Origin of the sequence: Actinomadura scrupuli, from assembly GCF_050971785.1 — a bacterium.
GTDB classification, from domain to species: Bacteria; Actinomycetota; Actinomycetes; order Streptosporangiales; family Streptosporangiaceae; genus Actinomadura_E; species Actinomadura_E scrupuli.
Genome location: NZ_JBPCCU010000001.1, coordinates 76411 through 90941, shown reverse-complemented (window position 1 = coordinate 90941; position 14531 = coordinate 76411). Strand labels below are relative to the sequence as shown.

General features: G+C 71.1%; 13 protein-coding genes and 1 pseudogene. 9 read left to right on the top strand and 5 right to left on the bottom strand.

The window, feature by feature from the left end:
* The first annotated feature begins 105 nt into the window (after positions 1 to 105).
* Together ACRYCC_RS00440 and ACRYCC_RS00435 are read left to right on the top strand one after the other, a co-directional pair.
* The gene (locus ACRYCC_RS00440) at positions 106 to 804 is read left to right on the top strand and encodes a class I SAM-dependent methyltransferase (RefSeq protein WP_433807452.1); all 699 of its coding nucleotides are present in this window, start codon (positions 106 to 108) and stop codon (positions 802 to 804) included.
* 200 nt (positions 805 to 1004) lie between these two features.
* Positions 1005 to 2045, top strand: coding sequence for an alpha/beta fold hydrolase (locus tag ACRYCC_RS00435; RefSeq protein WP_433807450.1), 1041 nt, complete (start codon positions 1005 to 1007; stop codon positions 2043 to 2045).
* A gap of 57 nt (positions 2046 to 2102) precedes the next feature.
* Here ACRYCC_RS00435 and ACRYCC_RS00430 read toward each other — a convergent pair whose 3' ends face one another.
* On the bottom strand, positions 2103 to 3416 hold the full coding sequence (locus ACRYCC_RS00430) for an SGNH/GDSL hydrolase family protein (RefSeq protein ID WP_433807448.1): 1314 nt from the start codon (positions 3414 to 3416) through the stop codon (positions 2103 to 2105).
* A 195-nt stretch (positions 3417 to 3611) separates the two neighbouring features.
* Between ACRYCC_RS00430 and radA the strand changes: the two genes are divergently transcribed.
* Positions 3612 to 5048: a DNA repair protein RadA gene (radA, locus tag ACRYCC_RS00425; protein ID WP_433807446.1), complete on the top strand. Its 1437-nt coding sequence runs from the start codon at positions 3612 to 3614 to the stop codon at positions 5046 to 5048.
* A gap of 93 nt (positions 5049 to 5141) precedes the next feature.
* Positions 5142 to 6224, top strand: coding sequence for a DNA integrity scanning diadenylate cyclase DisA (gene disA, locus ACRYCC_RS00420; RefSeq protein ID WP_433807444.1), 1083 nt, complete (start codon positions 5142 to 5144; stop codon positions 6222 to 6224).
* A 113-nt stretch (positions 6225 to 6337) separates the two neighbouring features.
* Here disA and ACRYCC_RS00415 read toward each other — a convergent pair whose 3' ends face one another.
* Complete coding sequence (locus ACRYCC_RS00415) at positions 6338 to 7021, bottom strand: hypothetical protein (RefSeq protein ID WP_433807442.1); 684 nt, start codon at positions 7019 to 7021, stop codon at positions 6338 to 6340.
* 66 nt (positions 7022 to 7087) lie between these two features.
* On the opposite strand from ACRYCC_RS00415, the gene ACRYCC_RS00410 reads away from it, so the two are divergent.
* The 5 genes and pseudogenes from ACRYCC_RS00410 to ACRYCC_RS43980 form a co-directional block, all read left to right on the top strand.
* The gene (locus tag ACRYCC_RS00410) at positions 7088 to 7963 is read left to right on the top strand and encodes an HhH-GPD family protein (RefSeq protein ID WP_433807440.1); all 876 of its coding nucleotides are present in this window, start codon (positions 7088 to 7090) and stop codon (positions 7961 to 7963) included.
* A 124-nt stretch (positions 7964 to 8087) separates the two neighbouring features.
* Complete coding sequence (locus ACRYCC_RS00405) at positions 8088 to 8630, top strand: MOSC domain-containing protein (protein WP_433807439.1); 543 nt, start codon at positions 8088 to 8090, stop codon at positions 8628 to 8630.
* Between the two features lie 81 nt (positions 8631 to 8711).
* Positions 8712 to 9572, top strand: coding sequence for an alpha/beta fold hydrolase (locus tag ACRYCC_RS00400; RefSeq protein ID WP_433807437.1), 861 nt, complete (start codon positions 8712 to 8714; stop codon positions 9570 to 9572).
* A gap of 184 nt (positions 9573 to 9756) precedes the next feature.
* Entirely contained in the window at positions 9757 to 9990 is a 234-nt protein-coding gene (locus ACRYCC_RS00395) for an RNA polymerase subunit sigma-70 (protein WP_433807435.1), read from the top strand.
* A 3-nt stretch (positions 9991 to 9993) separates the two neighbouring features.
* Positions 9994 to 10521: pseudogene (locus tag ACRYCC_RS43980) on the top strand (Clp protease N-terminal domain-containing protein); the annotation flags it as partial.
* Between the two features lie 106 nt (positions 10522 to 10627).
* On the opposite strand, the gene ACRYCC_RS00380 reads toward ACRYCC_RS43980, so the two are convergent.
* From ACRYCC_RS00380 to ACRYCC_RS00370, 3 genes are all read right to left on the bottom strand, one after another.
* A complete protein-coding gene (locus ACRYCC_RS00380) occupies positions 10628 to 11653 on the bottom strand; it encodes an NUDIX domain-containing protein (RefSeq protein ID WP_433807433.1) in 1026 nt (341 codons plus the stop codon).
* Between the two features lie 454 nt (positions 11654 to 12107).
* Complete coding sequence (locus tag ACRYCC_RS00375; RefSeq protein ID WP_433807431.1) at positions 12108 to 13904, bottom strand: DUF222 domain-containing protein; 1797 nt, start codon at positions 13902 to 13904, stop codon at positions 12108 to 12110.
* A 211-nt stretch (positions 13905 to 14115) separates the two neighbouring features.
* Positions 14116 to 14328: a hypothetical protein gene (locus ACRYCC_RS00370; RefSeq protein WP_433807429.1), complete on the bottom strand. Its 213-nt coding sequence runs from the start codon at positions 14326 to 14328 to the stop codon at positions 14116 to 14118.
* Between the last annotated feature and the right edge of the window lie 203 nt (positions 14329 to 14531).

Sequence of the window (14531 nt, the reverse complement as noted above, 5' to 3'; positions counted from 1 at the left end):
TCGCTACACGCAAGTAGAAAGCCTATGCGTTACCAGCAAGGAACCGATCCCCTCGGCCACGGTGTTTCGCGCGATCGGTCCCCGCCGCTGACTACGCTCGGTCAGGTGGTCGAGATAGCCCCCGGGGCCGTGCCCAGCCCCAATATCTGGAATTCCCCCCGGCTCTACGAGGTGGAGAACCGCGCCGTCGATCCCGACGGCCGCATCGAGGAGGCCATGCGCGCCCTGCGCTCCTGGGACGGCGCCACCGTGCTCGACGTCGGCTGCGGCACCGGTTTCCACCTGCCGCTCTTCGCCCGTACGGCGGCGCGCGTGATCGGCGTGGAGCCGCACGCCGGACTGGCCGCCGCGGCCCGCGAGCGGGTCCGGGCGCTGGGCAACGTGGCCGTCCGCACCGGCGCCGCCCAGGCGCTCCCGCTGCCGGCCGCCTCGGTGGACGTCGTTCACGCACGGTGGGCATATTTCTTCGGACCGGGCTGCGAACCGGGGCTGGCGGAGCTGCGCCGGGTGCTGCGCCGGGGCGGTGTGGCGTTCGTCATAGACAACGACGCGACCGCGTCCACCTTCGGCGGCTGGTTCCGGCGGTGGCTGCCTGCGTACGATCCCGGCGCGGTCGAGCGGTTCTGGGCCCGGCAGGGCTTCACCCGCCGGCCCCTCACGATCCGCTGGTCGTTCCAGAGCCGGGCCGATCTCGCGGCGGTGCTGCGGATCGAGTTCCCCGCCGAGCTCGCGGAGGCCTTCGAAGCCGAGCACGAGGGCACCGAGGTGGACTACGCGGTCAACCTCTGGTGGCGGCGGTACTGACCCGTACCGACTGACCCGTACCGACTGACCCGTACCGACTGACCCGTACCGACTGACCCGTACCGACTGGCCCGGCCCGGCGGATCGGCGCTGACTGGTCGGTCACACCCCCTGGCCGCTATTGGACGGTATGCAGAACAATGGCGGACACCGGCCCTGCCCTGCGCGGGCCGCCCCCCGGCCCCCCTGGAGGCACACAGATGAGACGACGCAGCACGATCGCCGCCGCCACCGCGCTCGCCGCGGGCGCCGTCCTCGCCGGCCGGACCGCCGGGCGCCGGGCGGTGCGCAGGCTCGAACTGCGTCCCGACCCGCATGTCACCGAGCCGTTCGGCTCGCTGCGCGGGACGGTCGTCCCGGTGCGGGCCGATGACGGCACCCGGCTCTACGCCGAGGTCGACGGTACGGACCGTACGGACCTCGCGATCGTCTTCTCGCACGGCTGGACGCTCACCCAGGACTCCTGGCACTTCCAGCGCAAGGCACTGCGGGGGCTCGGCCGGCTGGTCTTCTGGGACCAGCGCGGGCACGGCCGCTCGGGCGGCGCGGACCGGCCCACCTACGGCATCCCCCAGCTTGCCCACGACCTGGCCGCCGTCATCGAGCAGACCGTGCCCGAGGGCACGCCGGTCGTGCTGATCGGCCACTCCATGGGCGGCATGACGATCATGCGGTACGCCGACGAGCATCCCGGGGCGTTCGGCCACAAGGTCATGGCCGTGGGGCTGCTGAACACCTCCTCGGGAGGGCTCGGCCAGGTGTCCCTGGGCCTGCCGGCCACGCTGGCCCGGCTCACCCAGCGGGTGATCCCGCACGGCCTGCGCGCGGCGGGCCTGGGCGCACCGGTGATCGAGCGGCTGCGGCATCTCGGCCGGGACGGGGCCATGCTGATCGAGGACTACATCGCGTTCGGCCCGGACGCCAGCCCCGCCGCCGTCCGCTTCTGCGAGCAGATGATGGCCGACACCCGGCTGGAGGCGATGGTCGACTTCTTCGGCTCGATGATCTCCCACGAAACGATCGGCAGCTGTACGGCGCTCGCGCACACCGACACGCTGGTGATCGGCTCGGAGAACGACGTCCTCACCCCGCTGGGGCACAGCCTCGAGATAGTGACCAAGTGCCCGACGGCCCGGCTGGAGATCGTCCCGGTGGCCGGGCACATGGCCATGCTGGAGCGGCCGAGCACCGTCTCCGACCACCTCGGCGACCTGATCGGCCGGGCGCACAAGGCCATCTGAGGGCCGCCCGCACTCCTCACCTGCCCTGGAGGACCGAGGGCCGCCCGCACCGACCCCTCATCTGCCCGGCGTGGGGAGGACACGGACCTTGCCGGGGGGCGGCACGACGCGGACCTTGCCGGGGGGCGGCACGACGCGGACCTTGCCGGGGGCCTGTATGACGCGGACCCTCCCGGGAAGCGCGACCGCCGGACCCTTGCCGAGAGCCGCGGGCGCCGGGCCCTTGGCGGAGTGCGCGACCGCCGGGCCCCTGCCGCCGACGGGCTCCCTGACCAACGGCGGCGCCTTGACCGGAGCCGTCATCTGGACCGGAGCCGTCACCTTTGCCGCCGGCATGGGCCTGACCGGAGCCGGGAGGATGCGGATCTTCGGCTGCGCGGGGCGGCCGGGAACGCCGGTGCCGGTGGCCGGGAGGGGGCCCTTCCCCGCGACCGGCACGGCCTTGTTCGGCGCCTGGACCAACGGGGCGGGGGCCGGAGCGGAGAGCACGGGAGCGCTCAGCGGGACCTGCTGGGGGCGGGGCCGGCTGAGCACGGCCAGCACCCGGGCGGCGACGACCCGCATGCCCCGGGCGTTGGAGTGCAGCGGCGCGGCCGGAGACGTGGGCACGACGCCCTCGACCCAGCGCTGCCGGGAGTCCGCGCACATGTCGTGGCCGCCGCTCCCGGCATAGGCGTCGACGAACTCGGCGCCGCCGGCCAGCGCCCGCGCTCGCAGCATCGCGTTGAGGCTGCGCTCGACCCCGTCCAGGTAAATCGTGTCGGCCGGTCCGAGCGGGACGCTGGGCCAGCAGCCGGCCCCGGTGGGAAGCAGCCTCGGGTAGCCGACCACCAGCACCCGCGCCCTGGGCGCCCGCTGGTGGATCGCCTGCAGCACCGCGGTCACCCTGGGCCCGGTGGCGGCGATCCGCTGGTCGAGTTCACGGCTGTATCGCTTCGCGCACGGCGCGCCGGACGGGTTGAGCAGGCCCATCGTGCCGCAGCTGATCGCGATGTCGATGTAGCCGATGTCGTTGCCGCCGATGCCCAGCGTGACCAGGGCGGTGGCGGGGGTGAGCGCGTCGAGCTGCGGCGGGTTCCGCCAGCCGAACGGCACCCGCTGGGAGGCCGTCATGTCGGCGGTCTTGGCACCGCTGCAGCTCACGTCCACCAGCGCGACGGCCTTCAGCCCGTCGGCGACCAGCGAGGGATAGTTGTGGTCCGAGCGCAGGCAGCCGCGCGGATCGCCGTGCTGGTGAGGGATGAACGGTCCCGCCACGAAGGAGTCCCCGAGCGCCACGTAGCGACCGGCGACCTCGGCCCGCGCCGGGGTGGGGGTCGCTCCGGCCACCAGCGGAAGCAGCGCCGCCGCAATCGTCAAGGAAACTCGCATGCCCCTGTCCTCCCGGTGCACTCGGCTCAGCACGGGCGCCCCGATGACGCCGCGTCAACAGTGCCGTCCGGAGCGGATCGTCACCACCTCATCACCCGGCGTCACGAAAGACTTTGCGAGCTTCTGGGCTGAGAGCGGTCTCGCGCGCCGACGCCGGCACCGGAAACGTCGGCGCCGGGCCGTACGCTGCGCAGCATGGCGAAGACGACGAAGGCCGCGGCTTTCCGCTGCTCAGAGTGCGGCTGGCAGACCTCCAAGTGGGTGGGGCGCTGCGGCGAGTGCCAGACCTGGGGCACCGTCGGCGAGGCCGGCGCCCCGGCCGCTCCGCCCCGCGTGGTGAGCGCCACGGCCGTGGCCACCCCGGCACGGCCGATCGGTGAGGTGGACGTGCGGACCGCCCAGTCCCAGCCGACCGGGCTGGACGAGCTCGACCGGGTCCTCGGCGGCGGCGTGGTGCCCGGCGCGGTCATCCTGCTGGCCGGCGAGCCCGGCATCGGCAAGTCCACGCTGCTGCTCGAGGCCGCGGCGCTGTGCGCCGACACCGGGCCGGTGCTCTACATCACCGGTGAGGAGTCGGCCGAGCAGGTGCGGCTGCGCGCCGACCGGGTCGGGGCAGTGGCCCCGAAGCTCTACCTCGCCGCGGAGACCGAGCTGGGCGCCGTGCTGGGCCAGGTCGACGCGGTGGGGCCCAAGATGCTCATCGTCGACTCGATCCAGACGATCGGCGCGGCCGACGTCGACGGGGCACCGGGCGGGGTCACCCAGATCCGGGAGGTCACGGCCAACCTCATCCGCGTGTCCAAGGAGCGCGGCATCACCACCGTGCTGGTCGGCCACGTCACCAAGGACGGGGCGATCGCCGGGCCGCGGCTGCTGGAGCACCTGGTGGACGTCGTGCTGTACTTCGAGGGCGACCGGCACAGCCGGCTCCGCATGATCCGGGCGGTGAAGAACCGCTACGGCCCCACCGACGAGCTGGGCTGCTTCGACCTCTCGGAGATGGGCATCGTGGGGCTGCCCGACCCGAGCGGGCTGTTCCTGACCCGCCGGGAGGAGCCGGTGCCGGGCACCTGCGTCACCGTCACCCTGGAGGGGCGGCGGCCGCTGGTGACCGAGGTGCAGGCCCTGGTCGCCAAGTCGTTCCTGCCCCAGCCCCGGCGGGCCACCTCGGGCCTGGACTCCTCGCGGGTGCCCATGGTGCTGGCCGTGCTGGCCAGGCACTCCGGCTTCAAGGCCCATGAGCAGGACATCTACGTCTCCACGGTCGGCGGCGTACGCCTCAGCGAGACCTCGGTCGACCTCGCGATCGCGCTGGCCGTCGCGGGGTCCGCCACCGAGCAGACCCTCTCCAGCACCCTGATCGCGCTCGGCGAGGTGGGCCTGGCCGGGGAGGTCAGAGCCGTTCCCGGAGTACGCCGCCGGCTTGCCGAGGCAGGTAGGCTCGGCTTTAGGTCGGCTGTCGTGCCGCGCGGCGCGCTGGAGCTGGGCGAGGCGACGCCGCTCAAGAAGGCCCAGAAGTCGCAGGCGGTGAATCTCGGCGGGCTCGCCCCGGCGGTCAAGTACGAAGGCATGACCGTCATCGAGGTCGACAGCCTCTCCCAGGCACTTCAGGTGGCGTTCACCGCGCCCTGATCGCACCCACATGCAAATTGCGACTCTCGGAGGAGCCCTGCCGCGGGCCCTCCTCGGTAAACTAAGCGCCGTCCAGCGACCTCCGGGGGTCACGTGCCAGCACATGAAAAGGGTCAAGACGAGCGACGCCGCGCCACTCTCGCCGCGGTCGCTCCAGGCACAGCCATCCGTGATGGCCTGGAGCGGATCTTGCGAGGCCACACGGGTGGCCTGATCGTGCTCGGTTACGACAAGACCGTCGAGGAGCTCTGCACCGGCGGTTTCGAGCTCGACGTCGAGTTCTCCGCCACGCGGCTGCGGGAGCTGGCGAAGATGGACGGGGCCATCGTCCTCGACAGCGACCACTCGCACATCGTCCGGGCCGCCGTGCACCTGGTGCCCGACTCCACCATCCGCACCGAGGAGTCCGGCACCCGGCACCGCACAGCCGAGCGGGTCGCCAAGCAGACCGGCTGCCCCGTCATCTCGGTCAGCCAGTCCATGCGCATGATCGCGCTCTACCTCGACGGCACCCGTTACGTCCTCGAGGACTCCGCGACGATCCTGTCCAAGGCCAACCAGGCCCTGGCGACCCTCGAGCGTTACAAGCTCCGTCTCGACGAGGTCTCCGGCACGCTGTCCGCGCTGGAGATCGAGGATCTGGTGACGGTCCGCGACGTCACGGCGGTGGTGCAGCGGCTGGAGATGGTGCGCCGCATCGCCGACGAGATCGAGGGTTACGTCGTCGAGCTCGGCACCGACGGCCGGCTGCTGTCCCTGCAGCTCGACGAGCTGGTGTCCGGGGTCGACGCCGACCGTGAGCTGAGCGTCCGCGACTACCAGCCGGGGGACGTACGGATCCGCACCGTCGAGGCGGTGCTGGGCGCGCTCGACGCCCTCTCCGCGACCGAGCTGCTCGACCTCTCCACGGTCGCCGACGTGCTCGGCTTCCCCGGCAACGACGCCCTCGACCTGCCGGTCAGCCCCAAGGGCTTCCGGCTGCTGGCCAAGGTGCCCCGGTTGCCCGCCCTGGTCGTCGACCGGCTGGTGGAGCACTTCGGTGGCCTGCAGAAGCTCCTCGCCGCCAGCATCGACGACCTGCAGGCCGTCGGCGGTGTCGGTGAGTCCCGGGCCCGCAGCGTCCGTGAGGGCCTGTCCCGCCTCGCCGAGTCCTCGATCCTGGAGCGCTACGTCTGACCGGGTCTCGAGACCGCGTCCCCCAGACGGCCGGTCTCCAGACGGCCGCTCCCCAGACGGCCGGTCCCCAGAACGCCGGTCTCCAGACGGCCGCAGCGGGCGGGCGGGCGGGATCAGCGCAGGTGGAACACCTGGCGCTTGCTCTTGATCTTCCCTTCCCGGGCGACGACCCGGTAGGTGCCGGGCACGGCCTTGTCCCGGTGCCCGGTGCAGGCCCCCGCCGGGGAACGCGTCCGGTCCCACTCGACGTCGGTGACATACGGGATGCCCCGGGGCAGCAACTGGATCGAGGATCCCGAGCCGTCCGCGCAGCGCGCCGAGGACCACACCCGCCCCGCCGGGGAGCCGATCAGGATTTCCAGCTCCTTCGGGCCGACCCCGAGCGTGCAGGCCCGCTCGCCGGTGTTGACCACGCTCATCCTGAACTGCGGATGTTCCTTCCGGGCGTAGATGTCCTTGCTCTCCACCAGGTTCACCACCACGTCGCGGGGGTCGCAGGCGTCCCCGGCCTTCCTGGGCGCGGCGGGGACCACGGTGACCCTCGCCGTGACGGTGATCGTCGGCAGCGCCGCTCCCGGCGAGCCGTTCGCACCGGGCGTGCCGGCGACCGCTCCGCCGGCCGTGGCGCTGGGGCTGGTGATCGCGGCGGCGTTGCGGACCGGGTGGCTCTTCTTGCCATCAGAGCCCGAGCACGCCCAGGCCAGCAGGCCGACCGAGGCGAGCACGCCACCGAGCGCGATGGCGCGCCGGCGCCAGTACGCATCGACCTCGCCGCTACCTTCAGTGTCCGGTTCCATGCGGACAGTATGCTTTTTGGATCATGGCAGGCCTCGCCGACCCGCCGTGAAAGGATCGCACTCGTTATGCGTCCGTCCCTTTACACCGACCCGATCCTGGGCTGGTACGCCGAAAACGCCCGTGACCTGCCCTGGCGCCGGCCCGACGCGACCCCCTGGGGCGTCCTGGTCAGCGAGTTCATGCTCCAGCAGACCCCGGTCGGCCGGGTCCTCCCGATCTGGCAGGAATGGCTGGCGCGCTGGCCCGACCCGGCGGCGCTGGCCGCCGTCCCGTCCGGCGAGGCGGTACGGGCGTGGGGCCGCCTCGGGTATCCCCGCCGGGCCCTGCGGCTGCACGCCAGCGCCGTCGCCATCGTCGACCGGCATGACGGCCGGGTACCGGAGTCGTACGAATCGCTGCTCGCCCTTCCCGGTGTGGGCGCCTACACGGCGGCCGCGGTGGCCAGCTTCGCCTTCCGGCAGCGGCATGCGGTGCTCGACACCAACGTGCGCCGCGTGCTCGCCCGGATGATCGGCGGGGTGGAGTTCCCGCCCAACGCCCAGACGGCCGCCGAGCTGCGGGTGGCGGAGTCGCTGCTGCCGCTGGAGCCCTCGGTCGCGGCGCGCTGGGCGGTCGCGGTCATGGAGCTGGGCGCTCTGGTCTGCACGGCCCGGACACCGCGCTGCGCCGACTGCCCGGTGCTTGAGTCGTGCGCCTGGCGGCTCGCCGGCAAGCCCGGATACGACGGCCCGCCGCGCCGGGGCCAGACGTACGCGGGCACCGACCGGCAGTGCCGCGGCCGGCTGCTGGCGGTGCTGCGGCACGCCACCGGCCCGGTGGGCAAACCGGAGCTGGACATCGTCTGGGCCGATCCGATCCAGCGCGAGCGCGCCCTCGACGGCCTGGTCTCCGACGGCCTCGTCGAACCGCTCGACGACGGCCGTTACGCCCTGCCCGGCTGACCCCGGCCGTTCCCCCGTACCCGCTCTCCCGGCCCGGCCGATCCCCCGGGTCCCCGCGCGGGAGGGGCCGGAGCCGTACGGCAGAATTCGGGATGTCGTCGTGCGGGGGCGGAGGGGCCGGGCAGTGAGCGGATCAGTGATCGCGGTGAGCCGCAGCGGGACGCACACCTTCAGCAAGCCCAATGCGGAGGGCATCCGGCTGCTGGCCGGCCTTGGGGTGGAGGGCGACGCACACCTGGGCGAGACGGTGAAGCACCGGTCCCGGGTCGCCCGCGATCCCAGCCGGCCGAACCTGCGCCAGGTGCACCTGATCCACGCCGAACTGCACGACGAGCTGCGGGCTCAGGGCTTCACCGTGTCGCCCGGCGACATGGGAGAGAACCTCACCACCCGCGGAGTCGACCTGCTCGGCCTGCCCACCGGCACCCTGCTGCATCTCGGCGACACCGCGGTGGTCGAGGTGACCGGCCTGCGCAACCCGTGCCTCCAGCTCGACCGCTTTCAGCAAGGCCTCATGGCGGCGACCCTGGACCGCGACGAGAACGGCACCCTCGTCCGCAAGGCCGGGATCATGGCCATCGTGCTGACCGGCGGCGAGATCCGCCCCGAGGATCCCGTCCGGATCGAGCTGCCCCGGGGACCACACCGCCCGCTCGCACCCGTCTGAGACCACCACCCCCCGACGTCACCATTCCGGCGACGGCACCCGCTACTTTTATCCCGCTTCCGCCCATGGCACGCTGACGGGATGCGCGTGGCCGTCGGTGACATCCGCCTGTACTTCGACGTCGACGGCTGCGGGCTGGTCCCCGACGGCGCGGCGATGGCCGAACGGCCGACCATCATCGCGCTTCACGGCGGGCCGGGCGCCGACCATACGCTGTTCAAGCCGGCCCTCTCGCCTGCGGCCGAGTTCGCGCAGGTCGTCTATCTCGATCAGCGAGGAAGCGGCCGCTCGGACCGGAGCACCTCCGAGCTGTGGACCTGGGAACGCTGGGCCGACGACGTCGTCGACTTCTGCGACGCCCTCGACATCACCGACCCCGTCCTGGTCGGCACCTCCAGCGGCGGCTGGGTCGCCCTGATCACCGCCATCCGCCACCCGGACCGTCTCGGCGGGCTGGTGCTGGACAGCGTCATGCCCGGCGAGCCCGAGGAGAGACTGGCCATCTTCGAACGGCTCGGCGGAGTGCGCGCGCGCGAGATCGCCCGCCGCTACTGGAACGGCGAGGCCACCGAGGAGATCCGGCAGGACTGGGCCCGGGTCTGCCTCCCGTTGTACTCCCAGCGACCCGGGGGTGATCCGGAAGCCGAGCACAGAATGCGGCGCATCTCCTGGAATCCCGACGTCATCGAGCACTTCCGGCAGGTCATCGCCGCCCTGTTCGACCCCTGGGACCGGCTGGACCAGGTGATTTGCCCGACGCTCATCCTGGCCGGCGAACACGATCCCGTGGCCACCGCCGCGCAGGCCCGGCGCCTCGCGGGGGCGCTCACCAACGCCGACGTGCGGCTGCATGTCCTCCCCGAGACCGGCCACGGGGTCTTCCGCGAGACACCCGAGGGCTCCCTCGCGCTGCTCCGCGACTTCGTGACGCAAGCCTCCTGAGTTCCGCCGTCCTGAATTCCGCCGTCCTGAGTTCCGCGAGGACCAGGACCGCCCGCCCGTCTCCTACGGGCGCGCAGATGTGATTCACGAACGGAGCCCCTGGACCCACTGGTTCACGCACGCCGCGGGCGGGCGTCGTCAACCAGGGTTGACAAATATGCCCGAGTCAACCTACGTTGACGGCATGAGCGATGGAGTACAGCTCGCCCAGGAGGCGAGCAGCCGTGACCCGGCGGTGGGGCTGCGGGCCGTGCGCGCACTGCGCGAGCTGGCCGAGCGGCTCGAGACGCTGCAGGTCGGCAACGCGCGCGACGAAGGCTGGTCCTGGCAGGAGATCGCGATCTGCCTGGGGGTCAGCAAACAGGCGGTTCACAAGAAGTACGGCGGCGGCCGGCGGATTCTCGGAAGGGAGAAGTAAACGATGTTCGAACGGTTCACCCAGGAAGCGCGCCAGGCCGTGACCGGTGCCCAGGAGGAGGCCAGGCGACTGCACCACACCCATATCGGCACCGAGCACCTCCTGCTGTCGCTGCTGGCCACCGGTGACGGATCGGCCAACGAGGCGCTGCGTGCCTGCGGCCTGGAGCTCGCCGACCTGCGTGCCCGCGTCCTGCGCTACGTCGGCTCAGGCGAGGAGGGTCTCGATCCGGAGGCGCTCGCCGCCATCGGCATCGACCTGGACCAGGTCAGGCGGGCGACGGAGGCCAGCTTCGGGGAGGGCGCGCTCGCCCCCAAGTCGCGGCGCCGCCCGAGCGGTCACATTCCCTTCAGCCCCCGGGCCAAGAAGGTGCTCGAACTGTCACTGCGCGAGGCGGTCCGCCTCAAGCACAACCACATCGGCTCCGGGCACGTCCTGCTCGGGCTCATCCGCGAGGGAGAGGGCCTGGCCTGCAAGGTGCTCGTGGACGCCGGAGCGGATCTGGAGGCCCTGCGCACCGACGTCATCCGCCGCATCAGCGCCGAGGCCGCCTGAGGTCCAGGGCTCCCGTCCTGTGATCCTCCTTGATCATTCACCCGTACGCCGGGAGACGGCTGAAACTGGACCCGGCCCAGTTTCAGCCGGCGGCCTTGTATCGGTTCAGCAGGTCGATCACCTCGCGCTTGAGGTCACCGACGAACTCTTCGGCCGGGAGCTCCCCGAACTCCTCTTCGGTGACCCAGAGGAGGGCGGAGTGGTTGGCCGAAGTGGGTTTCGCGGATCCCACATTCCTGCAGAGGAAGCGGATTCCGGGAATGAGAGACTCCTCGGGCTCATTGATCGCGTAAAAGGAGTGCAGGTCCTCCAGCACCTCGACATCGAGCCCTAGTTCCTGGGTGAAATGCCGCCGGACACCACTTGCAAAGGTCTCGGATCTTCTTAGCTGACCGCCGCAGCCTTCGTACAGGTTCGGAAAGAGCTTGCGCTGCGCCGAGCGCCTGGCGATGAGAAGCCGGATCCGGCCCGCAGAGTCCTCTGCGAAGCACGTTCCGGCGACATGGACCTCCGGGGTCTCCCGCAGATGCTCTCGCGGAACGAACTGCGAAGCGATCTCCGGCGTGACCCAGACTCGGACCTCACCGACATTGCGCAGAATCCGCACTTGATTGATCAGGCGTGGCGCTTCTTTGGGCAGGTCGGGGAAGTCATCCCGATCGATGATGATGCCGTACGGCCTGGCCTCCGAACAGAGGCGTGCACTTTTGTTGATGTTGTGTCCGGCCAGGTCACCGTCGACGGGTATGGCCCGCCCCCGTACGACGCCCCACCCGAGATGCAGGTCGGCGGCGTGCCCCACACGGCGTCCGAATTCGGAGCAGTGCCGCGCGAAGTCACCCTCCACCTGCTGGATCGCCTTGAGCGTCCTGGCCAGCAGACGGGTGACGTCGCGCCGGGAGAGGTCAGCCTCCACGGATGCATAGATCAACGCACCGTCCCCGCGTGACCTGATCTCGAACTCAGGTGCCTTGAAGCGGGCACGAAGAATCTTCATGAAACCGTCGACGAAGTCGCGCAGGTTGACGAACACCTCGTTCGCCTCAGACCACTTGGTGAACCCGCGTACGTCGGTGAAGAGTACGAGCACGGTGACGTCCTCCGCCATCAGTCCTCCCTGACCCTGTTGTCGGTCGGATCTGTTCCCGGGCTTGGCCGGCTTCAATGATCCGAGGCACTTCACGGTCGCACGCATCGGCACGTCCCCGGCCAACTGGCACGATCCGGCCGCACCGCCGAGCCCATTGCCCAGCCGCAGGCGGCCCGGCAGAAGAGCACCCCGCGGCCGGTCCGTCAGGGGATCCACGGCTCTCGTCCGCGGCGGTACGGTACGCCGCCAAGGTGATCGGGCTCCTCGACTCCCAGCGGAGACGGTCCCGGCACCGATTCCTTAGTGCCTGCCTGGTGTTCGGTACCGGCTGTCGTAGCTCTGGCCATCCGGGTGGGAGGCCGGTACCGACGATCCCCGGTGTCACCGGACTCGCTCTGCTGACCGGACCCGCCCGTGGGCGGCAGGCGATCAGCGGATCATCCGGCGGCTCTGAACGGTGACAGTACGGCGGTCAGGATCCGGTGGCTTGGCGGTCACCGGTTGTGGGCTGTTGGTGGTCGCCGGTGGTGGGTTGTTGAGGGGGGCGTGGGGTGTGGTGGGTGTTGCGGGGGGTTTTCCATAGGGGTTGGATTTTGAGGATTGTGCGGCCGTGGGTGTCGGTGGTGTGGGTGATGTGGTCGGGGTGGTGGTCGATCCATCTGTTGTGCCAGCCGCAGGCGGGGGCGAGTTGGTCGATGTCGGTGGGGGTGCCGAGTTTCCAGCCGCCGCTCAGGTGGTGGATTTCGCAGAGGTGGGCGGGGATTTGGCAGCCGTGCACGATGCAGGTTTCGTAGAGGGCGAGTAGGACTTTGCGTTGTGCGGGGGTGGCGAAGCGGACGGTGCGGCCGAGGTAGAGCGGTGCTCCGGTGGGGCCGAGGATGAGGGTGCTGATGCCGGCGTTGAGTGCGATCCGGCGGGCGTCTTGTGGGGAGATCGGGGTGCCGTTGAGCAGCCGTGCGGGCACCCGCCTGGCCCGGTCGCCCGTTGCGGGGCTGCTTCGTTTCGGTGTCGGAGTTGGACTTGGCGGCACCTTCGGTGCGGTGTCGTACTGCCCGCCGCCGGGGTCGGGTCCGCTCTCTGCCTCGCGGAAGGCGCCTGCCTCAGGGTCTGCCTCAGGGGAGGTGTCCTGGGGCACGGCGTGGTCATGGCCGGTGTCCTGGGCTGTGGGCTCACAGCCGGCCTCTTGCGCCGTGCTGCGCTCAGCGCCGGTGTCCGCCGTGGTGCGTTCAGAGCCGGTCTGCTGGGCTGTGAAGTGCTCGGAATCGGCGTGCTCGGATTCCGGGTGCTCGGAGGCCGCGTGCTCGGAGGCCGCGTGCTCAGCGTCGGCGTCAGGCTTCGTGGGCGCTGTGGCGTGCCCTGGACCGGTGTCGGTCGTGTCCGCTGCGGCGTCGGGAGCCCCAGAGCCGGCGGCCCCAGCGGGGGGTGTGGAGTCGGCGGGTGGGTGGGGCCGGGGGACGGTGTCGCCGGTGGCCTGGAGGTAGGCGGCCAGGTCCACGATCAGGGTGAGACCGGCGCCCTTGTTGCCTTCGGAGATGACCGAGAACAAGGCATCGGCGGTGCGCTGGGCCAGGTCCCGGTCATCACCCTGAGCTCTGGGTTTGGCCAGCGGGCCGATGATCTGATCGAACATCGCGGTGTGCTCGGCATTGAGCCAGCCCTTGAACCACGTGCCCTCATCCAGCGACCGGGACCGCGCAAACCACGACCGGCAAAACCCACGCCGCGCCTCGGCCGGCTCGGCCTCGGTGCCCTGATGCTCGGCGATCAGATCGGTGATCCGGTCACCGGCCTTGATGACCTGCTGGACCGTCAGACCCTCCTCGGCCATGCCCAGCAGAATCTCCTCCGCCACCGGCGTCTGCTCCTGGTCCAGACGCGGCACCGCCTGGCAGATCGCCGCGGCATACCCCCACGACAACCCCCCACCGGCCAGCAGCTTGCCGACCCGGGGCAGCCGCGGTAACTGCCGGGCCACCGTGACGCGCTCGGCCGCCCGCCCATGACGCATCCCCAGCGCGCCCCGCAACCACGCCGCCGGAGAGGAGAACCCGCCCTCCCGGCAGACGCCCGTTTCATCCACCCGGGCCACCAGCACGGCCAGCGCCGCCTCCGCCACATCCAGACACCGGCCCAGCGATTCGGCCAGCTCCATCGCCGCAGCCCCCGACCGCGGAGCCGCACGCACCGCCAGCTCACCCACGATCGCCTCCACAGCACCGACCAGCTCCGCGCTGGAGGCACCCGCGAGCTCTGCAACGACCGACCGCATACAACCGAAACTACGCTCCGTACCCACTTGGTCACCATGACCGTGTAGTGACAACAATCGAACTGACGAACGAACGACTGTCACCCCCAACACCGACCCAGCCCTCACACGACCCCAGCAACCCGACCCACCCTCACACGACCCGGCAAGCACACGACGGCCGCGAAGCGGCGACGACCGACAATCCGCCGCGCGAGCGCAGTCCTCCCACTCACCGAGCCGTCAGGAAACCCCGGTCCCCGCCAGCCCGGCAGCCCAGGCCACCGCCACAGCCCGGCCACGGCCACCCCCACAGCCACAGCCACAGCCACAGCCACAGCCACAGCCACAGCCATGCCACCACCACCACCACCGCCACCACCACCGCCACCACCACCACCGCCACCACCACCACCGCCACCACCACCGCCACCGCCACAGCCACCGACAGCAACCGCCCCGCCGGGGCGACCGTGGTCCCGGATCGAGGAGACCGAAGACGCCACCGTTACCCGCATGGTCCGATGTACGCCCCGGCTCGGACCACGCACCAGGGACGGCGAGCTCAGGTCCAGCGTCAACGACCTGTCCCCGCCGCGATCATGACCGGATCACACCTCGTACCGGTAATGTCCGTCCAGGCCGGAG